General features: G+C 41.4%; 18 protein-coding genes. 2 read left to right on the forward strand and 16 right to left on the reverse strand.

The features are described 5' to 3' along the window. Positions 1-158 precede the first annotated feature (158 nt). From htpG to NH153_RS16595, 10 genes are all read right to left on the reverse strand, one after another. Entirely contained in the window at positions 159-2,072 is a 1,914-nt protein-coding gene (gene htpG, locus NH153_RS16555) for a molecular chaperone HtpG (RefSeq protein ID WP_063705897.1), read from the reverse strand. 270 nt (positions 2,073-2,342) lie between these two features. After that, a complete protein-coding gene (locus tag NH153_RS16560) occupies positions 2,343-3,140 on the reverse strand; it encodes a hypothetical protein (RefSeq protein WP_063705899.1) in 798 nt (265 codons plus the stop codon). 134 nt (positions 3,141-3,274) lie between these two features. Next, positions 3,275-3,883, reverse strand: a complete 609-nt coding sequence (recR, locus tag NH153_RS16565) for a recombination mediator RecR (protein WP_063705901.1) — start codon at positions 3,881-3,883, stop codon at positions 3,275-3,277. Between the two features lie 10 nt (positions 3,884-3,893). Then, positions 3,894-4,220 carry a YbaB/EbfC family nucleoid-associated protein gene (locus NH153_RS16570; protein WP_054551547.1) on the reverse strand — a complete coding sequence of 109 codons (327 nt, stop codon included), beginning with the start codon at positions 4,218-4,220 and terminating at the stop codon, positions 3,894-3,896. A 59-nt stretch (positions 4,221-4,279) separates the two neighbouring features. After that, complete coding sequence (gene dnaX / locus NH153_RS16575) at positions 4,280-6,712, reverse strand: DNA polymerase III subunit gamma/tau (RefSeq protein ID WP_063705903.1); 2,433 nt, start codon at positions 6,710-6,712, stop codon at positions 4,280-4,282. Positions 6,713-6,715: 3 nt separating this feature from the next. Beyond that, a complete protein-coding gene (apt, locus tag NH153_RS16580; RefSeq protein ID WP_063705905.1) occupies positions 6,716-7,261 on the reverse strand; it encodes an adenine phosphoribosyltransferase in 546 nt (181 codons plus the stop codon). 148 nt (positions 7,262-7,409) lie between these two features. Then, the gene (locus NH153_RS22020; protein WP_254907726.1) at positions 7,410-7,532 is read right to left on the reverse strand and encodes a hypothetical protein; all 123 of its coding nucleotides are present in this window, start codon (positions 7,530-7,532) and stop codon (positions 7,410-7,412) included. Positions 7,533-7,617: 85 nt separating this feature from the next. Continuing rightward, a complete protein-coding gene (locus NH153_RS16585; RefSeq protein ID WP_063706196.1) occupies positions 7,618-8,361 on the reverse strand; it encodes an HvfC family RiPP maturation protein in 744 nt (247 codons plus the stop codon). Between the two features lie 7 nt (positions 8,362-8,368). After that, on the reverse strand, positions 8,369-9,232 hold the full coding sequence (locus NH153_RS16590) for an HvfB family MNIO-type RiPP peptide maturase (protein WP_063705907.1): 864 nt from the start codon (positions 9,230-9,232) through the stop codon (positions 8,369-8,371). A gap of 54 nt (positions 9,233-9,286) precedes the next feature. Continuing rightward, positions 9,287-9,841: an HvfA family oxazolone/thioamide-modified RiPP metallophore gene (locus tag NH153_RS16595; RefSeq protein ID WP_063705909.1), complete on the reverse strand. Its 555-nt coding sequence runs from the start codon at positions 9,839-9,841 to the stop codon at positions 9,287-9,289. Positions 9,842-10,014: 173 nt separating this feature from the next. Between NH153_RS16595 and NH153_RS16600 the strand changes: the two genes are divergently transcribed. After that, entirely contained in the window at positions 10,015-10,992 is a 978-nt protein-coding gene (locus NH153_RS16600; protein ID WP_063705911.1) for a tRNA-dihydrouridine synthase, read from the forward strand. A 51-nt stretch (positions 10,993-11,043) separates the two neighbouring features. After that, the gene (locus NH153_RS16605) at positions 11,044-11,379 is read left to right on the forward strand and encodes a TraR/DksA family transcriptional regulator (RefSeq protein WP_063705913.1); all 336 of its coding nucleotides are present in this window, start codon (positions 11,044-11,046) and stop codon (positions 11,377-11,379) included. 11 nt (positions 11,380-11,390) lie between these two features. Here NH153_RS16605 and NH153_RS16610 read toward each other — a convergent pair whose 3' ends face one another. From NH153_RS16610 to NH153_RS16635, 6 genes are read right to left on the reverse strand one after another with little or no spacing between them, the layout of a single operon-like run. Next, positions 11,391-12,395 (reverse strand): hypothetical protein, encoded by a 1,005-nt coding sequence (locus NH153_RS16610; RefSeq protein WP_063705915.1) that lies wholly within the window; start codon positions 12,393-12,395, stop codon positions 11,391-11,393. 56 nt (positions 12,396-12,451) lie between these two features. Then, positions 12,452-13,711: a tetratricopeptide repeat protein gene (locus NH153_RS16615; protein ID WP_063705917.1), complete on the reverse strand. Its 1,260-nt coding sequence runs from the start codon at positions 13,709-13,711 to the stop codon at positions 12,452-12,454. Between the two features lie 11 nt (positions 13,712-13,722). Next, a complete protein-coding gene (locus NH153_RS16620) occupies positions 13,723-14,340 on the reverse strand; it encodes an energy transducer TonB (RefSeq protein WP_063705919.1) in 618 nt (205 codons plus the stop codon). Continuing rightward, positions 14,340-14,744, reverse strand: a complete 405-nt coding sequence (locus tag NH153_RS16625) for an ExbD/TolR family protein (RefSeq protein ID WP_054551557.1) — start codon at positions 14,742-14,744, stop codon at positions 14,340-14,342. The genes NH153_RS16620 and NH153_RS16625 overlap by 1 nt, the downstream gene beginning before the upstream one ends. A gap of 14 nt (positions 14,745-14,758) precedes the next feature. Continuing rightward, on the reverse strand, positions 14,759-15,283 hold the full coding sequence (locus NH153_RS16630; RefSeq protein WP_036967538.1) for a MotA/TolQ/ExbB proton channel family protein: 525 nt from the start codon (positions 15,281-15,283) through the stop codon (positions 14,759-14,761). Then, on the reverse strand, positions 15,283-16,647 hold the full coding sequence (locus tag NH153_RS16635; RefSeq protein ID WP_063705921.1) for a MotA/TolQ/ExbB proton channel family protein: 1,365 nt from the start codon (positions 16,645-16,647) through the stop codon (positions 15,283-15,285). Before NH153_RS16635 ends, NH153_RS16630 begins: the two co-directional genes overlap by 1 nt. Positions 16,648-16,651 lie beyond the last annotated feature (4 nt).

A 16,651-nucleotide genomic window follows, 5' to 3' on the forward strand; every position in this document is an offset into this window, starting at 1 on the left:
CTAATCTTAAAAATGGTCGATCAGTGGAGTTTTGTTTTTAGAGCCTGAATTCTTCCACAACTGAGGCTATACCTCAAGTAACTTATACCAATTGCCTATATTAGCAGCAATAAAAAAGGGAGCCTTGCTCCCTTTTTCAACTCATTCAGTTAAAACGCTTATTTGCTTAAATCTAGCATAAGTTTGTTCAAACGAGTTACAAAGCCTGCTGGGTCTTTTAACGTACCGCGCTCGGCCAGTAATGCTTGGTCAAGAAGTACATGTGACCACTGGGCAAACTTGTCTTCATCTTGTTCAACGTTTAAGTGTTTAACAAGCTGATGCTCAGGGTTAAGCTCAAAAATTGGCTTTTGCTCAGGTACAGTTTGACCTACAGACTCCATTAGCTTTTGCATTTGCGAGCTCATATCATGCTCATCAGCAACAACACAAGCTGGTGAGTCTGTTAAACGATGCGTAAAGCGTACATCTTTAACATTATCACCTAACGCAGTTTTAATACGCTCAACTAGGCCAGCAACTTCTTTTTCTGACTCTTCTTGCGCTTTTTTCGTGTCTTCGTCATCCATGTTGCCTAAATCTAAGTCACCACGGGTGATTGACTGGAATGATTTTTCGTTGAACTCAGTTAAGTAGCTCATCATCCACTCATCAACACGGTCGCTTAGTAGCAATACTTCGATGCCTTTCTTACGGAAGATCTCTAAATGTGGTGAGCTCTTCGCTGCTGCAAACGAATCTGCAACCACATAGTAGATTTTATCTTGCTCTGGCTTCATACGCTCAATGTATTGCTCAAGCGATACATTTTGTGTGCTTTCGTCAGTGTGTGTAGAAGCAAAACGCAATAGCTTAGCAATGGCTTCTTTGTTTGCCATATCTTCAGCTGGACCTTCTTTTAACACCTGACCAAATTCATTCCAGAACGTTTGGTAATCTTCTTCACGATTTTTCGCCATGCGCTCAAGCATTTTCAGTACACGCGATGTACAACCTTTACGGATTGCTTGCGTTACCTTGTTATCTTGTAAGATTTCACGCGACACGTTAAGTGGTAAGTCGTTTGAATCAAGCAGACCTTTTACAAAGCGAAGGTAACTTGGCATGAATTGCTCTGCGTCATCCATAATGAAAACGCGTTGTACGTATAGTTTTAAACCCGTTTGGCGGTCACGGTTCCATAAATCAAAAGGCGCTTTTTTAGGAATATATAACAAGCTCGTGTATTCAGTTTTACCTTCAACCTTGTTATGTGCCCAGCTTAACGGCTCTTCCCAATCATGGCCAATATGCTTATAAAACTCTTTGTACTCTTCGTCTGTGACTTCTGACTTATCACGAGTCCATAGTGCTGTAGCGCGGTTAATACCTTCCCACTCGCCTGGCTGCGCAGGAATTTTTTCGCCATCTGGACCTTCTGACTCTGGTACTTCTGCTTTGTACATTTCAACAGGAATCGAAATATGATCAGAGTATTTAGTTACGATGCTACGTAAACGGAACTCATCAGCAAATTCTGTTTCGTCTTCACGAAGGTGAAGAATAATTTCGGTACCGCGTGTTGGTTTCTCAATCTCTTGTAAGGTGTAATCGCCTTCACCTGCAGATTGCCATTCGATACCTTGGCTTTCACCTGCTTTACGCGTACGTACGGTTACTTTATCAGCAACGATAAATGCTGAGTAAAAACCCACACCAAATTGACCAATCAATTGTGAATCTTTGCTTTGGTCGCCTGTTAGGTTCTGGAAAAATTCTGCGGTGCCTGATTTGGCAATCGTACCCAGTGAATTGATCACATCTTCACGGCTCATACCAATACCGTTATCAGTAATGGTGACCGTGTTTGCGTCTTTATCGGCGCTGATACGGACTTTCAAATCTGCATCGTTTTCGTATAAATCGCCATTAGAAAGCGCTAGGAAACGCAATTTATCTGCTGCATCTGACGCGTTTGATACAAGCTCACGTAGGAAAATCTCTTTATTAGAGTAAAGAGAGTGAATCATCAGGTTTAATAGTTGTTTGACTTCTGTTTGAAAGCCTAATGTTTCTTTTTGTGCTGCAGTCATTGTGTAAATCTCCAATTAACAAAGTGTCTAATCTGCACTATGACTCTTTATATGGGGCAGGCTTTTTGAACTTCAAGGCAAAAAATTAAATTTGCGGGGAAAATTGAGGTTGCTCCATCTAATTAGCAACTTTCATATCGGCTATTACGAGTAAAACTTATCAATTATATTTAAGATATTAACATTGGAGGTTTCAATACTGATTCCAACCTAAAACAAGATCTCTAATTAATAAGTGATACTTAATCTATTAATGAATAAACAATTGCATCAAAAATATGAGCACTGAGTAGCAGGTAAGGTCTGTAATTCTTTGTTCGAGCGCAATACAGAAACGTTCAAATGAGAACACTCTTTAACTCTTCTTAAATTTTTTTCACCAAGAAAAGTCCACATAGCATGACTTGCTTCAAGATCATAATTTCGGTTCCCTAGCCAAGTATTTTCACCTTGACTATAAACTTTATATATAAATTCAGAAGGATACATTTTTCCATCAGAGTCAATATTAGACTTGAAGTAAGCAGTAAAATCCCCTTGCGAATTTAGAAACTTAAAGAACACTGGTTTGTTTGAATCTTTTAAGAAAACATCAAGCGAGGTTTGCACATCAGTAGGCGTAAGCTCAGCTCCTAATTCAACTAGCTTCTCATCAACTTTTTTAATTAGTACTTGTCTATCAATATTATTAGCTACTGATTTCTCAAAAGAATTTAACTCTAAAGAATGAATGTAATCTGAAAATTTACATTCATTAAATACACAGTTTCTCTGTGGCAATTCAATGTTAATATTATTTAATTTGATACTTTCTTTATTACTCAGTAACCAAGCGCCTTTGTAGTTAGACTCTGTAGTAACTGTGAAGAAATATTTTATGGTTAATTTATTCCCTTCATTTATACGCTCACCCTCAACCGTGAGTGTATCTTTAGCAGTGACCAAAAGTTTTAATGGGCATTCTTTGTAAAATTCAGGTTTCTGATTAACCAGATTGCATTTTGTATCTGTAGCAAATGCAACTGAAGAGAATGTATATAAAAAGCTAAGTGTTATCAGTATTTTCATTGTTTAAAATCCTTATCAAACCACTTAATAAGACAATACTACAATTAAAACACAAATTAAACCGTCCCCACTTAAGTAACATCTTACAAACAAAAAAGCCTGCTTAAAGCAGGCTTTTGATACCATATCAGGTATTAGTTTTGGTTTACGGCGCGTCGTCCACTAAATGCATGCATTAGGGTCATGCCATCAAGTAAGTCGAGCTCACCACCAACAGGCACACCGTGAGCAATACGAGATGCACTCACTTGGTACTTGTGGCAAAGCTCAGCAATATAATGAGCGGTGGTTTCCCCCTCAACACTTGGATTTGTTGCGAGGATCACCTCATTAATACCGCCTTGTTGCAACTTGCTTTCAAGAATATCAAGGCCAATTTCTTTTGGTCCTATGCCATCAATTGGCGACAAGTGACCCATTAAAACAAAGTAAAGCCCTTGATATTGACCAGTTTGCTCAATAGCGAGTACATCGGTTGGTGATTCGACCACACACAATAAACCACTATCTTGGCGTTTAACACTTGAACAAATATCGCATACAGCTTGCTCTGTAAAAGTACGACAAGATTGACAGTGCCCTACTTCATCCATTGCCTTGGTTAATGCATGACCAAGCTGTTTACCACCCTGACGGTCACGCTCAAGCAAATGAAAAGCAATGCGCTGTGCCGACTTAGGACCTATGCCCGGCTGACATCGTAGCGCTTCAATTAGCTGTGTTAAACTAGGAGATAGTTGCATACAAAATCACTTAGAATGGCATTTTCATACCTGGTGGTAATTGCATACCGCCAGTTACTTTGCTCATGCGCTCTTGAGTTTCTTCAGCAACACGACGAACAGCATCATTACACGCTGCCGCTAATAAATCTTCGATCATGTCTTTGTCGTCTTCCATTAGGCTGTCATCTAATTCAACACGACGAACATTGTGGTTACCAAGCATAGTTACTTTAACTAGGCCTGCACCTGCTTCACCTACAACTTCAAGGTTTGCGATTTCTTCTTGGGCTTTTTGCATGCGCTCTTGCATTTGCTGCGCTTGCTTCATCATGTTACCCATTCCACCTTTAAACATAACTGTCTCTCTTTCTAAACTACTTTAATTGGCATGAAGATAAGGGCTATTGTAACTAATTACAATGCCTGAATACTGTTTTCATCGATTATAGCGCTAAATAACTGCTGAAATTGCACTATATTTTCATCGCTATTTATTACATCAATCGCTTGTTGATGACGTCCCGCATCAATTTTTTGTTGAATTAAATACGGTGAATCAATTACGCCATCAGCAAACTCGATACTAAGCTCAACATTATGGCCGTAAATTTCACTTAATGCGGCATTGAGCTTTTGTCTTAGCACAGCGCTATCTAAATGGCGCTGTGATGAATCAACTTCAATGTGCAGCTGATTATTCTGCTTGGTAAAGATTGAATGCAACGCAAATTGGCGCATGCGCCCACCCAGTCCCATGCGTTTTATTAAATACGCCCATTCATCTTGTTCGTGTGCAAATTTAATACTGCTGATCGGGCTTTCAAAATCATCGGGTACCGGAATACTAGCTTCTTCAACGACTGGCTCTGGCGCTTTTTGCGGATTGATCTGCTCAAGCAGCTCTGGCGCTAAATTTTCGGTGATTGTTTGATGCTTTTCTCTAAAGTCGACTTTTTTTACTTTATTAGTGCTCTCCCCCGTTTGCTGGGGGATGGGCTTTTTTACTTCAGCAGCCATTGCTTGCTGCTGAGGCTGAATATTGGTCGTGGCTTGGTTTTGTTGCCTGAGCGGCTCTACTACCGGCTTTGCTTCAGGCTGTGGCTCTGCTTTTACATCCGTTTGCGTCGCCGCACCACTTAAACGCCCGGCTCCTGAGATATTACGGTCTTGTAAAATACGTGCAATAGCCGATTGCGCTTGGCTTTGCTGCTGTTGCAATTGTGCAGGTGCAGTTTGCTGTTGCTGGGACGCAGCAGCTTCATTTGCTGTAAAGCCCTGATCATAGGCGCTATTCATCACATCATCGTATTGCGCAGCAAGTGATGGATCCATTTCTGCATCATCATCCATGTAATCTTGCGAAGAGTACTCTGGTGTAGAGTAAGCTTGTGAAGAATAATCAGCAGCAGGCATCTGTTCTGAATTACTTTGCTCTTGCTGTTGTGGCACTGGTTTAACGTCAGCGGCCATTGCAGTTTCAGCTGGTTGAGCAGATTGTTCTAAAGGCTTAGCTTCAACTTGCTGATCAGACTCTTGGCTTTGTGCCGTTTCTGCCCTAGCTGTTTGAATAGGTGCTGCTTGTGTTTGCTGAGCCTCTGAAGGCACAGGATTTGTATGCTCAGAGCTTTGCGTTACTGGTGCTTGGGCTGATGCAGCTTGTTCACGTTGCGCCGTTGATTTTTTTAAAATATCGCGCAGAGCACTGGCGCCTGTTGGCTTAACCTGCTGCTGGGTATTCGCTGGAGTTTGGCTTTGTGCAAATTGAGTAGGTTGGAATGCGAGCAGTCGCAACATGATCATTTCAAAGCCAAGTTTAGCATCGGGTGCCCATTGCAAATCCTTTTTACCATTTAATAGTAATTGGTAGTAAACCTGCATCTGCTGTGCATCAGTGGTTTGTGCCACCTGCTCAATAAAATCTCGGTTAGTATCATCAAGTGCCGCTGCACTAGGCACGAGTTGCACAAGTTGAATAAGATGCGTAAGTGCAATTAAATCGTCGAGCAAGGCTACAAAATTAGGGTTTCGGCTAACAACTGCTTTTACTTCTTGAAGTAATGCATCGCCATCTTGGCACAGTAACGCTGCTAACATGGTTTGGCTATATTGGGTATCCATCAAGCCAAGCATGGTTTGCACAGCCTGATGATTAATATTGCCATTGGTTTGCGCAATTGCTTGGTCTGTAAGGCTCAGTGCATCACGCATACTGCCGTCAGCTGCTTTCGCCAAAATAGACAGTGATTTATCGTCAAAACTTAGTTGTTCTTGATTAAGAACATGGGCAAGTTGATCATGAATTTCTGATTGCGACAAAGCATTTAAATTAAACTGTAAGCAACGCGATAAGATCGTCACAGGCAGTTTTTGCGGATCGGTTGTCGCTAATAAAAACTTCACATGCTCCGGGGGCTCTTCCAATGTTTTTAGTAAAGCATTGAAACTATGCTTTGACAGCATGTGAACTTCATCGATTAGGTATACCTTGTAACGTCCACGTGTTGGAGCGTATTGAACGTTATCAAGGATTTCGCGGGTATCTTCTACTTTAGTACGCGATGCCGCATCGATTTCTAATAAATCAATATAACGACCTGCTTCGATGTCAGTACAACTTGAACATTGGCCGCATGGCTCAGCAGAGATACCCTTATCGCAGTTGAGGCTTTTTGCGAATATACGTGCGATGGTTGTTTTACCCACCCCACGGGTTCCAGTAAAGAGATAAGCATGATGGAGTCTATTTTGTGTTAATGCATTAACTAATGCTTGTTTAACATGAGACTGCCCCACTAACTCGTGAAAGGTTTGTGGTCGCCATTTCCTTGCTAGAACCTGATAACTCATTAATTATTCGCCTTCGAATTCAACCAACTTTAAGATTTTGATGCCCATATCAGCAACACGTTGTTCACCACCCAGTTCAGGTAAAGAAACAACAAATGCAGCATCAGTTGCGTTACCGCCTAGCTTAGCGACTAATTTTGCCGTTGCTTCGATTGTGCCACCTGTAGCCAGTAAGTCGTCTACTAATAACACTTTATCGCCAGGGACAATTGCATCTGTATGAAGCTCAAGAGTATCTTCACCATACTCTAATTGGTAGCTTTGTGAAATCACTTCGCGAGGAAGTTTGCCCGGTTTACGAACTGGAATGAACGGAACACCAAGTGCATATGACAGTGGCGCACCAAAAATAAAGCCACGTGATTCAGTACCAATGATTTTTGTAAAACCTTGGTCTTTATATGCGGCAATAAAGCTGTCGATAGTTGCTTTAAATGCCTCAGCGTTAGCCATTAAAGTGGTTACATCGCGGAACATAATGCCCGGCTTAGGGTAATCAGCGATCGTTGCAATGCTCTGTTTGATGAGCGTTGAAGTTGCTTGAGTCATAATTATACTGCTCAAAAAGTTTATCTAACAAAGCTCGAGAGTATAACATCACCTTAGTAGAAAGTCGGTAGCAAGTTTCGAAATAATATAAGTAGCAATAAAAAAGGCTGCATAATGCAGCCTATTGTCTTAAATTTGCTTACGCAGATTAAGATAAAGAAGTGATCCAACCAAGGATAGCGTTAAGGCAGCCAATGCCACCGAATACAGCTAAAAACGCAATGAAATAAGTTGCATTGAACGGATCTTTAAAGTCTTTATCATTCGACATAGTTACTACCTTTATTTAAGCACGACAAAATAAGGCGGACATAATAGTCGAACTGCCCTCATCAATAAAGAGCTTTAGCCGATTTTTAAACCAATGTATTAGTCACCACAATGCCTCGTTCAGCCATGGCACTTAAGGTATTAAGCGCTCCTTGATAAAGCTGTTCTTGACTAAACTGAGGTGCATGCTCTGCAACTACTTGGCACACATGGTTTAAATCGATTCCTGGCTGAGATTCAATCATGTTTAGCAGTAACGCGGTCATCGCATTAGTTGATAAAAACTGCACTTCGTCATCGCTATCCCGATATACCACAAAATAGCTTGCCTCAGCTGCGGGCTCACTTGGTTGGTTATCGACACTGATGGTATGAACTGGAAAACGATAACTCAAATTGCGAGCAAGGGAGCTTAAATACAATGCAGAACTGGTGACTTGATGAGCCGATAAGTTCGTTTCGTTTTCCAGCTCCTTCGCAACCGACACATCGAGCTCAACCCACTCATAATGCGCCAGTTCTAACATGAACGCAGGATCATCACTTTGCATTTCATAGTCATCTGCAAGAAAGGCCAAAAACTCCCCGGCAATATCTAAAAAATAAGGCGATTTACAATTATGTTGACTAAAAAACTGCCTAACGAGTCTGTGCCACGCTTGCTCTGAATATAAACTTTTTAGAACAGGATAGGCAGAGCTGACAAACCCATCCACATTATTAAAAAATAAGTCGCGATAAACTGCCATACGGCGCTCTGAAACATCACTGGGCTTAGCATGTTGCTCAGGGTCGCGGATATGCGCCATAAACGCTTGCTGTACTTGCATAAAATGATTAGGCACTGTGTTTCACCGTTACTTGATTTTGCTTATTGGCTGTGTGCTGCAGTGTTTCAATGGTTTTAAGCTCTACTAATAACTCACTCATCGGCGGAATATTAAAATCACGTTCTAATAAGGTGGGAAATACCCCATGAACGTCATAAGCTTTTTCAAGCAATCGCCAAACAGGGTCAATGACAGGCGCACCATGGGTATCAACCAATAAATCTTCAGCTTCAGTATAATGACCCGCAACATGTCCATAGGCGATGCGCTTTGTTGGTAATGCAGCTAAAAACTGCTCAGCATCATAACCATGATTAATCGAATTAACGTAAATGTTATTCACATCAAGCAGTAATTGACAATCGGCTTCTTCTAACACTGCATTAGTGAACTCAAGTTCAGTCATTTGTTGGCCAGGCGCGCCATAGTAAGAGACATTTTCGATAGCAATTGGCTGCTCTAGAATATCTTGTACTTGCCTAATACGAGAGGCCACATGTTTAATAGCCTCTTCAGTAAACGGAATAGGCATTAAATCATACATATGCCCTTCACCAGAGCAGTAGCTTAAGTGCTCGCTGAATAAACGAATATTATGCTCTTTAAAGAAAGCTTTTAGCGATTGCACAAATTCAATATCAAGCGCTTCTGGTGAGCCAATTGATAACGATAAGCCATGACAAACAAAGGCGTGCTGTTCAGTAAGCTGTTTAAATTGTTTACCAAAAAGCCCCCCAAGCTTTAGCCAATTTTCAGGCGCAACTTCTAAGAACTCAATGGGTTTAGGAACATCGATGAGCATTTCATCAAGCATTTCTCGGCGCAAACCTAATCCTATTTGCCCAAAATCTGCTGCTGATTTATTTAACATACTACCTCCTACTAAAAAGGGCCTTTACGGCCCTTTCAAAAGCTAAGTGAGCGTTTAGTGGTTAGAACCACATTTACCTTCGCCACACTTACCTTCTTTAGCTGCTTTTTTGTCTGCGCCACATTTACCTTCGCCGCACTTACCTTCTTTAGCTGCTTTTTTGTCTGCGCCACATTTACCTTCGCCGCACTTGCCTTCTTTCGCGGCTTTTTTGTCTGCGCCACATTTACCTTCGCCGCACTTGCCTTCTTTAGCCGCTTTTTTGTCTGCGCCACATTTACCTTCGCCGCACTTACCTTCTTTAGCTGCTTTTTTGTCTGCGCCACATTTACCTTCGCCGCACTTACCTTCTTTTTCAGCTTTCTTGTCTGCGCCGCATTTGCCTTCGCCGCACTTGCCTTCTTTCGCGGCTTTTTTGTCTGCGCCACATTTACCTTCGCCACATTTACCTTCGCCGCACTTACCTTCAGCGGCGTCTAGCTGATAACCAGCTTGCATTTGCTGAAATTCAAATGGGTTTGCACTGGCATCAGTCGCTACAAAACTTGATGCACCTACTACAACTGCACCTAATGTTAATGCAATTGAATTTTTCTTAACTGTGTTCATTCGATGACTCTCTTTTTTATAAAGGGTTATTTAACAAGACCCGAGAACTAAAAATTACTTTCAAATTTTTTATAATTATTTTCTGAAAGTGCCAAGATTGCAAATTACGATTTATAAAACAATCAAGAACAGCTAGAATACGCGTCCTAATTTTTGATGAGTTAACAGGTATCATGCGACTAGTTTTAGCACCGATGGAAGGCGTTGTAGATTTTAAAATGCGACAACTCCTAACTGATTTAGGTGGATTCGATTTATGCGTAACTGAGTTTGTTCGTGTCGTTGAAGACACACTGCCCGAGCGCGTATTTCATCGCTATTGTCCTGAGTTAAAAACTGCTGGCTATACCCGTGCAGGCACCCCTGTGCGTATTCAGTTACTTGGTCAAGTAGCCAATGCGCTAGCTGAAAATGCAGTTAAAGCTATCAATTTAGGGTCTCATGGTATCGATTTAAACTTTGGTTGTCCGGCTAAAACGGTAAACAAAAGTAAAGGTGGTGCAGTACTTTTAAAAGATCCAGAACATATGTACGAAATTATTAAAGCCGTTCGTGATGCTGTCGATCCGCGTCATGAGGTGAGTGCAAAAATTAGACTTGGTTTTGATGATGACAGCAACAGTCAAGAAATTGTTGATGCTGTGGTGAGTGCAGGTGCATCAAGTCTTGCTATTCATGCCAGAACTAAAAGAGATGGTTACAACCCACCGGCATACTGGGAAAAAATTCCACCATTAATTGAAGGCAAAAACATTGCTGTGGTTGCCAACGGTGAAATCTGGCAAGTTGAGGATGCTATGTTGTGCCAAAAACGCAGCCATTGCCAAGACCTAATGCTAGGTCGTGGTGCGCTAGCAATGCCTGATTTAGCAAAACAAATAAAATCGCATGTAGAAAATGAGCAGTACAGTCCGATGCTTTGGGAACATGTGATATACCACATCATCCATTCTTCGATGCATCAAGAAGAAAGTAAATGTGAGAAGTATTTTGCCTCTCGAACCAAGCAATGGCTTGGTTATTTAAAGCGCCAATACCCACAAGCCAACGCACTTTTTGATGAGATCAGACGTTTAAAAGCGAAAGATGAAGTCGCTGACGTACTAAGAAAGTACGCCAAAGCGCCGAGTATTGATACAAATCATAATTAGCTAACGATTTTTGTTTGATAATACCAGTATTGCCCACTTGGAAGAAACGCGATGAACAATACTGAAATTCAAACAAAGTTATCTGCGGAACTTGCGCAGGTTAGACAACGTTTACTGGATATGCTGGCTAAATCTGATCAAGGCTACCATCAGCAACTGCTATCGCAACTCAAGGATAATCCCCCTTCAGAGTGGTTAGAGCTGACAGCGAATAATCTTGGCCCTGAGTATCAACTATTAATTGCTCGCATAGAAAAATTAGAAGCAGCTCTATGCCAGATTGATATTGGGCAATATGGTTATTGTTGTGATTGTGAAGAGAAAATTGATGATGAACGTTTACTTGCAGATCCAGCAAGTCAGCGCTGTCGGCGATGCGCTCCTTAGAGCGCAGCACATTAATTTACAAATATAAAACTCATCGCAGGATAAAGGACAATATCCTCAATTAACCAATCAGCTTGCAGCTGATCAACATTCAAACGCTTCATTAAGTTGACACGAGCTTGCTGTTCACTCCACGTGTGATAATGGATCCCCACATCAGTTTCCATCATTACTTGCCAAAAGTATTGCTCGCCTTCTGATAATTCACGTTTATTTTTCAGCGGATCAATGAATTCTAACTGCCAATCAAAACCATCGTGCTGATGTTCTTGAGTAAAATAGCTCATTACTAATGGTTTAGTATGCGAATCAGTTAAAGGTAGTAAAAAATCAGCACTGTGAGGCTGCTTTAAAGCCTGTTGTATCTCGCTAAGCCAATCTAACGGTGGTTTAGTCACACCACTAAAGTAATTTAATTTACTCTGATACCAATCTTTCCCATTCGCCAAGCCAACCAAACCCAGTTTTGTGCGTGGCTTATATTGGGTTAAATATTGATTAAGTTTATTGAGCGCTGTTTGCACGTGGTTATCATTGTTATTTAAATGAGCTGTAACCATATTATGTAACAAGGTTAATTCGATTTTATTCAGTTTAAGATTACTCTGCTCAGCTGCAATTAAACGTGTTTCAACCAATTCTAACCAGGCTGCTAATCCCTGCTCACTGAAATCACCTTGTAGACGAGCGTTGCTAATAACATCACGTTGAATTGGCCATACAAAATAACGCTCAGGGTAACGCTCAGCGATGATCAAATAGTTCAATTGCGCTCGTTGAGAGTCAGTTAACTCTGTTTCTTGTAGCCCTTTATAAGCTAGGTGTCGTGCCTGTAAATAGCTCTCAGAGAAAGGCCAACTTGTTACCTTGCTATGTTCATTTTGGTTAGATAATAAATTATTAATGTTTCGAAGTTCTTGCTGTCCTTCGTGAACCGTGTTGAATTTTGTAGTTTGCTCAGAGCAAGCTATCAGCATCACACTGGCGACAAGTAATAATACGATCTGTCTTAGCATTATAAAATTCCATAAAAAAAGCCCCAGAGGGGCTTTTTAATTTAAAACAACATCAATTAGATTTTCACGCCATTACGGTTCGCTTTATCTTTGATGAAGGTTGACCAGCTCTTCGCGAATTTACGCGTACGCGGATCATCCATTGCTTTAGTGATAGCGTTGTAAGCTTGCTTATACTTCTCTTGGTAGTAGTAAGCTTCAGCTAAGTCAGAGTAAATAGTTCCTTTTTTATCAGAACCAAGCTCTAACGCCTTGTTCAAACGAACAACGGCTGCACTATAGTTTTGCGATTGTAAAAGTAATGAACCAGCTTTGCGGTAAAGCTCTGCATCGTCATCAAATTTAGCCGCTTCTTCATAGTATTTAGCTGCTTTTTCAATATCTTTTGAGCGGTGGTAGTTAGATGCCACTGCACTGATATTTTGCTTGTTACGCTTAACTTTGTTTTCGTTGATTGCCTTTTCAAGCACTACAGCTGCTTTGTAAGGAATATCGTTTAACGAATAAAAGTTAGAAAGTACTTTGTATTCAACTTCGTTTTCAAAATAGCCATTTTTATAGGCAACTTCCATGGTCGCAAGACCTTTCTTGAAGTCTTCGGTTTGTAGGTAATATTTACCTAAACCAACCCAGGCTTTTTTGTCTTCAGGCCAAACACGAACAATCTCTTCAGCTACTTCTACCATGTTTTTGTACTGTTTAAGTTCAAAATAGGCAGCTAGCTTTAATTGGTAAGAGGCTTTAGCAGGCTCTTTTGCCAATTCGATTGCTTTGTTTGCAGCAGGAAGTACGTCTTTATAAAGTTTTAACTCGTAGTTTGCTTGCGCAATACGTGTATAAACTTTGTCGTCTTCCTCACCTGTGAAGTCCATCCAAGCTGCATAAGCTTCTTTCGCTTTTGCATATTGCTCTGTACCTGCGTACATATCACCTAATAGTTTTAGGCCTTGCTCTTGGTCAGCAAAGTTTAAAACGTCAGGTTTAACAGCTGCTTGAACGTGCTTGATAGCTAACTGATACTGCTCTTTTTGAGCGTACATTTGACCTAAATAACGGTCAACAGTCGCTTTGTCGAAGTCATCTGATGCATCAATTTCTTTAAGTAATGCAATCGCTTCGTCAAGCTTTTCTTCATTATACAAGTCAAACGCTTTAATTACTTTCTTACCAACGCGCTCACCCATAACTTTAGTTTTTGCTTTCTTACGCGCTTCAATCTTCGCGTAATCTGGCGCAGCTAAAGCAGGTGCAGTGAATGCCACACCTGATAGTGACATAAGAAGCGCAAGAGCAGTTACTTTAGATAAATTTCTCATTACTCGCCTCCTTAGTTGCCTTGGTTAAGTTTAAAGTCTAATTGAACCTGAAGACCCGGTTGTCTTTGTGGCTTACCATCAATAACTTTAGGACGGTATTTCCACTTAGATAACGCACGCTTAGCTTCACGGTCGAAGATACGTTTAGGATCAGCGTCGATCACTTGAATATCTTCTACACCACCAACTTCGTTGATAGTGAATGAAAGTTGTACCCAACCTTCTTTACCATCACGCGCTGCTTGCGTTGGGTATTTTGGTTCAATACGAACGATAGGTGTCGCGTCACCATCACGTCCAAATGCACCTGGACCACTTAGGCCACCAGCTGTGCTACCCACATCGATGCTTGGCATATTAAATGACAAACCACCAGTGTTCGGGTTGCTGTTTTCCGGCTGAGGCGGCTGCGGTTTAGGCGGCTGCTTTGGCGGTGGCGGAGGCGGAGGCGGAACACGCTTCCTCTCCTGCACCTTAGATTCAGGCGGATTCGTCATAATTTCGACTACGATCTGTTCTTTTTGTTCAGTCGCACGATCAGCTCCACCGGAGATGAGGTACGCCATGAAGTAGAACAAGCCGAAAGTAACTGCCCCACCTGCAATCAGTGAAAACAGAAAACGAATCATTACTGATCTCCAGCTATTGAAATTTTAAGGTTATCACCCGTCGCTTTGATCTGGTCCATAACTTTAACTACTACGCCGTGTTTTGCTTCTTTATCAGCTTGCAAAATTACAACTTCTGTAGGTTGTTCTGCTAATAAACTTTCAAGCTTAGCTGATACACGTTCAACGTCTACTTGTTGTTTATCAATCCAGATCGCACCGTCAGCACGGATAGCAACAAAAATGTTTGCATTTTTTTGCTTCGTAGCTGCAGCTGCTTTAGGTTTATTGACTTCGATACCAGCCTCTTTAACGAACGATGTAGTTACGATAAAGAAAATAAGCATGATAAATACGATGTCAAGCATTGGCGTCATATCAACCGCTGCTTCTTCTTCTTCACGAAAACGTTGTTTACGTGCCATATTTAATTCTCTCTCTAGTGATGAGGCATGCTATCTACAAGTTTAGCTTTCGCCATTCTCGCTCTTGCCTCAAGGCGTGAGCTAAAGAATACTCCAGATAGTGCCGCAACCATTCCAGCCATTGTTGGGATTGTTGCCATTGAAATACCTGATGCCATTAAACGTGCGTTACCTGTACCTTGAGTAGCCATGGTTTCGAAAACCGCGATCATACCCGTTACAGTACCTAGTAAGCCGATTAAAGGACAAATAGCTACCAATGTCTTAATCAACAACATACGCTGATCTAATTTTTCAGACGCTTCAGAAATCCATGCTTCACGGATTCTGTGTGCGTACCAAGACGTAGTGTCTTGGCGGGCATCCCACTGAGCTACGATGTCCTTCGTCATACGAGGAAACTCAGCTAGTAGGAACCAATAGCGCTCAATCATTAAAACCCACATAAGAAAGAGTGCTATCGCGACCACGTATAAAACCTGGCCGCCTGTGCCAACAAAATCCCTGATAGATTCCCAGATCTCCATCAGGACTAGCATTAGGCTTTCTCCTTCTCCGCGTGAGCAGCGATGATACCTGCGCTTTGCTCATCAAGGACATGTAGAACCGACTTACTACGACCCGCAACGATTGAGTGAAGTAGGATAAGTGGTAGAGCTGCAATTAGACCTAACGCTGTAGTTACAAGTGCTAGAGAGATATTACCAGCCATGATCTTCGGATCACCTGTACCGAACAATGTGATTGTTTGGAACGTAAGGATCATACCGATTACCGTACCTAGTAGACCTAGTAATGGAGCGATTGCTGCCAAGATCTTGATGATGTTGATACCAGCTTCGATGCGAGGCGTTTCACGTAGGATTGCTTCGTCAAGTTTAAGCTCAAGGTTTTCAACGTCTTGATTCTTGTTGTCAGCGTAAACCTTAAGAATACGACCCAGAGGGTTGTTTGTATTCGGAGTAGAAAGGTTTTTAAGCTGGCTCTTAATCTTAGTGCTAGTAAGCGCAAGATCAATGAAACGAACGATGAAGATAAGTAGACCAACAACAAGTAATACTGTGATGATGTAACCTACTTCAGCACCTTGCTCGTAGTATTCCATTAACGATTTTTTCTGCGTGTTGATACGTAAGATCGCGCCACGAGTCGGGTCGATGTATACGCCAGCGTAGTTGTCTGCAGAAGTTTTTTCTAAATCGCTGATACCAGCTAGGATGTAGCTATCAGGTTGCTTACCTAGAGGTTGGATCGCTTTAGTTTCTGGAGAGTAGATTAAATAACCGTCGTCAGTTACTAAGTTGAAGTTACCGATACGCGTTACTTTCTTCACAGAAGATGAACCGTCAAGACCTGCAACTTCAGTTTCGAAAGTTGAAACTTTAGCTGATTCAGTCATTTCAGTTTGAAGAGAAATCCAAAGCTCTTCTAATTCACGTACAGTTGGAAGTTCTTTCGCTGCAGCTAGTGAACGAAGTACTTCAGCACGTCCTGGTTTTTCAGCAGAAACAAGTGATGCTTCGATTGAACCGATTGCATCAGCAGCTGCACGACGTACAACACCGAACATCTCACCTAACGTACCTTGAGCGTTTAAAAGAGCTTGCTCTTTTTCAGCTAAAGTATTTTCGTTTTGTGCATATTCTTTAGATAAACGATCACCACGTGCTTTTTCAGCAGCTAGATCGCTTTTCGCTTTGTTAAGTAACGCTTGCTTGTCAGCACGAGCTGAAAGGAACTCTTGTTCACGTTGCTTGTTTAATTTGCCTTCAGAGATACGTTCTTGCTTAACTTGCTCAAGAATTTTGTCTAAAGCATCAGTGTTTGCGTGTGCATTAAGCGCGGTACCTGCAGAAACAGATAGTACTGCTGCAACAGCAAAACCTTTAAATAGTTTCTTCATTATT

It is taken from the genome of Pseudoalteromonas gelatinilytica (assembly GCF_001641615.1).
Classification (GTDB): domain Bacteria; phylum Pseudomonadota; class Gammaproteobacteria; order Enterobacterales; family Alteromonadaceae; genus Pseudoalteromonas; species Pseudoalteromonas gelatinilytica.

What these genes read in the sequence shown, in the direction of transcription:
- NH153_RS22020 (WP_254907726.1), bottom strand. Translation starts at nt 7,532, where the DNA reads ATGTCGAATGATAAAGACTTTAAAGATCCGTTCAATGCAACTTATTTC.
- NH153_RS16610 (WP_063705915.1), bottom strand. Translation starts at nt 12,395, where the DNA reads ATGCTAAGACAGATCGTATTATTACTTGTCGCCAGTGTGATGCTGATA.
- htpG (WP_063705897.1), bottom strand. Translation starts at nt 2,072, where the DNA reads ATGACTGCAGCACAAAAAGAAACATTAGGCTTTCAAACAGAAGTCAAA.
- recR (WP_063705901.1), bottom strand. Translation starts at nt 3,883, where the DNA reads ATGCAACTATCTCCTAGTTTAACACAGCTAATTGAAGCGCTACGATGT.
- NH153_RS16570 (WP_054551547.1), bottom strand. Translation starts at nt 4,220, where the DNA reads ATGTTTAAAGGTGGAATGGGTAACATGATGAAGCAAGCGCAGCAAATG.
- NH153_RS16560 (WP_063705899.1), bottom strand. Translation starts at nt 3,140, where the DNA reads ATGAAAATACTGATAACACTTAGCTTTTTATATACATTCTCTTCAGTT.
- NH153_RS16615 (WP_063705917.1), bottom strand. Translation starts at nt 13,711, where the DNA reads ATGAGAAATTTATCTAAAGTAACTGCTCTTGCGCTTCTTATGTCACTA.
- NH153_RS16605 (WP_063705913.1), top strand. Translation starts at nt 11,044, where the DNA reads ATGAACAATACTGAAATTCAAACAAAGTTATCTGCGGAACTTGCGCAG.
- NH153_RS16625 (WP_054551557.1), bottom strand. Translation starts at nt 14,744, where the DNA reads ATGGCACGTAAACAACGTTTTCGTGAAGAAGAAGAAGCAGCGGTTGAT.
- NH153_RS16585 (WP_063706196.1), bottom strand. Translation starts at nt 8,361, where the DNA reads ATGCAAGTACAGCAAGCGTTTATGGCGCATATCCGCGACCCTGAGCAA.
- NH153_RS16630 (WP_036967538.1), bottom strand. Translation starts at nt 15,283, where the DNA reads ATGCTAGTCCTGATGGAGATCTGGGAATCTATCAGGGATTTTGTTGGC.
- NH153_RS16620 (WP_063705919.1), bottom strand. Translation starts at nt 14,340, where the DNA reads ATGATTCGTTTTCTGTTTTCACTGATTGCAGGTGGGGCAGTTACTTTC.
- NH153_RS16595 (WP_063705909.1), bottom strand. Translation starts at nt 9,841, where the DNA reads ATGAACACAGTTAAGAAAAATTCAATTGCATTAACATTAGGTGCAGTT.
- NH153_RS16590 (WP_063705907.1), bottom strand. Translation starts at nt 9,232, where the DNA reads ATGTTAAATAAATCAGCAGCAGATTTTGGGCAAATAGGATTAGGTTTG.
- dnaX (WP_063705903.1), bottom strand. Translation starts at nt 6,712, where the DNA reads ATGAGTTATCAGGTTCTAGCAAGGAAATGGCGACCACAAACCTTTCAC.
- NH153_RS16635 (WP_063705921.1), bottom strand. Translation starts at nt 16,647, where the DNA reads ATGAAGAAACTATTTAAAGGTTTTGCTGTTGCAGCAGTACTATCTGTT.
- NH153_RS16600 (WP_063705911.1), top strand. Translation starts at nt 10,015, where the DNA reads ATGCGACTAGTTTTAGCACCGATGGAAGGCGTTGTAGATTTTAAAATG.
- apt (WP_063705905.1), bottom strand. Translation starts at nt 7,261, where the DNA reads ATGACTCAAGCAACTTCAACGCTCATCAAACAGAGCATTGCAACGATC.